Below are 2,655 nucleotides of genomic sequence, written 5' to 3'. Positions count from 1 at the left end.
CTTGTCCACCAGCGACGTCACCAAGACCTATGACGGCACGACCAGCGCGACAGGCGCTGTCGTGGTGACGGCAGGCACGGTGTTCGCAGGTGACAACACCAGCGGCGGCAGCTTTGCCTTCACCGACAAGAACGCCGGCACCGGCAACAAGACCGTGACGACCAGCGGCGTGACGGTGGGTGATGGCGTGAACAATGCCAATTACAACGTCACGTATGCCGACAACACCACCAGCACCATCAACCAGGCCAACCTGACGCTGACCACGACCAACGTCACCAAAACCTATGACGGCACGGTGGCGGCTTCCGGCACGGCCACGGTGGCAGCCGGCACGCTGTTTGGCGGCGACAGCCTGACGGGTGGCAGCTTTGCCTTTACCGATAAAAATGCCGGCACGGGCAACAAGACGGTGACCACGGCCGGCGTGACGGTGGGCGATGGCGTGAACAACGGCAACTACAACGTCAGCTACGTCGACAACACCACCAGCACCATCAACAAGGCCAACCTCACGGTGACGGCCAATGCGGTGACCAAGACTTACGACGGCACGCTCAATGCCACGGGTACGGGCTCGGTCGGTGCGCTGGCAGGCGCAGGTGCGGGTGAAGTGGTCAACACCGCCGCCACGCAAGTCTTTACCGACAAGAACGCGGGTAGCGGCAACAAGACGGTGCAAGCCAGCGGCCTGACCATCAAGGACAGCGGCAACGTCGATGTCACAGGCAACTACAACATCGCCTATGTCGACAACACGGCCAGTACCATCAACAAGGCCAATGTGACGCTGTCCACCAGCGACGTCACCAAGACCTATGACGGCACGACCGGCGCCACAGGTGCGGTGGTGGTGACGGCGGGCACGGTGTTTGCAGGCGACAACGCCACGGGCGGAACGTTTGCCTTTACCGACAAGAATGCGGGTACAGGCAACAAGACGGTGACGACAACAGGCGTGACGGTGGGCGATGGCGTGAACAACGCCAACTACAACATCAGCTACGCCAACAACACCACCAGCACCATCAACCAGGCCAGCCTGACGGTGTCCAGCAGCAACGTCACCAAGACCTATGACGGCAACACGACGGCCACGGGCAGCGCGACCGTGACCGGCGGCACGCTGTTCAGTGGCGACAGCCTGACGGGCGGCAGCTTCGCCTTTACCGACAAGAATGCCGGCAACGGCAACAAGACCGTGACGACTTCGGGTGTCACGGTGGGCGACGGCGTGAACAACGGTAACTACAACGTCACGTACGCGGACAACATCACCAGCACCATCAATCCCTTTGCCGTGAGCGTGTCGGGCACGCGCAGCTATGACGGCACGGCCAACGTGGCGGCCGGTGTGCTGAGTATCGGCCCGCTGGTGGGCGGCGAAACCCTGGGCGTCACGGGCACTGCCACCATGGCCGACAAGAATGTGGGCACCAACAAGACGCTGACGGTGGCCGGCCTGAACCTGGTGGATGGCAGCGGCCTTGCCAGCAACTACACCTTCACGGGCGGCACGCAGCAGGCCAGCATCACCCAGGCCAGCCTGACGGTGGGCAGCAGCAACGTCACCAAGACTTATGACGGCAACCTGTCGGCGGCAGGGGCGGCTACCGTCACGGCGGGTACGCTGTTCAGCGGCGACAGCCTGACCGGCGGCAGCTTTGCCTTTACCGACAAAAACGCCGGCATCGGCAACAAGACCGTGACCACCAGCGGCGTGACGGTGGGCGACGGCGTCAACAACGGCAACTACGCCGTGAGTTACGCCAACAACACGAGCAGCACCATCAACAAGGCCGACCTGGCGGTGACGGCCACGGGTGTGAACAAGGTGTACGACGGCAGCACGGTGGCTGCGGTCACTTATGGCGACAACCGCGTGGCCGGCGATGTGGTCGGCATCACGGGAAGCGCCACCTTCGCCGACAAGAATGCCGGCACAGGCAAGGCCGTCGGCGTGAATGGCATCAGCACTTCAGGCACCGATGCCGGCAACTACAACCTGCTGAACACCACCACCACGACCACAGCTAGCATCACGCCCAAGGCGCTGACAGTGACGGCCAACGGCGACACCAAGCTGTACGACGGCTCGGCCTACAGCGGCGGCAACGGCGTGAGCTACAACGGCTTTGTGGCGGGCGACACCTCGGCTGACATCGGTGGTGCGCTGGCCTACGGCGGCTCCTCGCAGGGGGCAGTGGCCGCGGGCAACTACCTGATCACACCAGGCGGGCTGAACTCGATCTCCGGCAACTATGCGCTGGGCTTTGTCGATGGTGCGCTCAGCATCGTGACCTCCAATGCCAGCACGGCAGCTGTGGGTAATGCCAGCCTGGTCAGTTCGTATGACGCGGCCTTGCAAGCCGTTGCCGGACTTGGTGGTTCGTCGGGTGGTGGCGCTGGCGGCGGTGGTTTCGGTGGTGGTGACGCGGCTGCCGATGCGCTGGCTGCGGCTGCTGCTGAAGCCGGCAAGACCGGCGAGGAGTAAGGAGCCGGGTCTTGCTCCGGCCTTGCGCGCTCTTCCTTCTCATCCTCCTCTTTCCTCTTTTTAGTTCTGCTGGCCGGGTCTCGCCCCGGCGGGCGAGGCACTTTTCTTTGCTTCGCCAAAGAAAAGTACCCAAAAGAAAGGCGACCCGCAGTCTGGGTCCC

At 63.4% G+C, this 2,655-nt stretch carries 1 protein-coding gene; it reads left to right on the top strand.

Features of this window, described 5'->3' with window-relative positions:
• The coding region (locus BLQ85_RS24520) for a beta strand repeat-containing protein (protein ID WP_254779710.1) at window positions 1-2,494 on the top strand (2,494 nt) is incomplete at its 5' end.
• Window positions 2,495-2,655: the final 161 nt, after the last annotated feature.

The sequence above is a fragment of the Polaromonas sp. JS666 genome, from assembly GCF_900103405.1.
In the GTDB taxonomy this organism is placed as follows: domain Bacteria; phylum Pseudomonadota; class Gammaproteobacteria; order Burkholderiales; family Burkholderiaceae_C; genus Polaromonas.
This window is presented reverse-complemented; position numbering and strand designations above follow the sequence as displayed.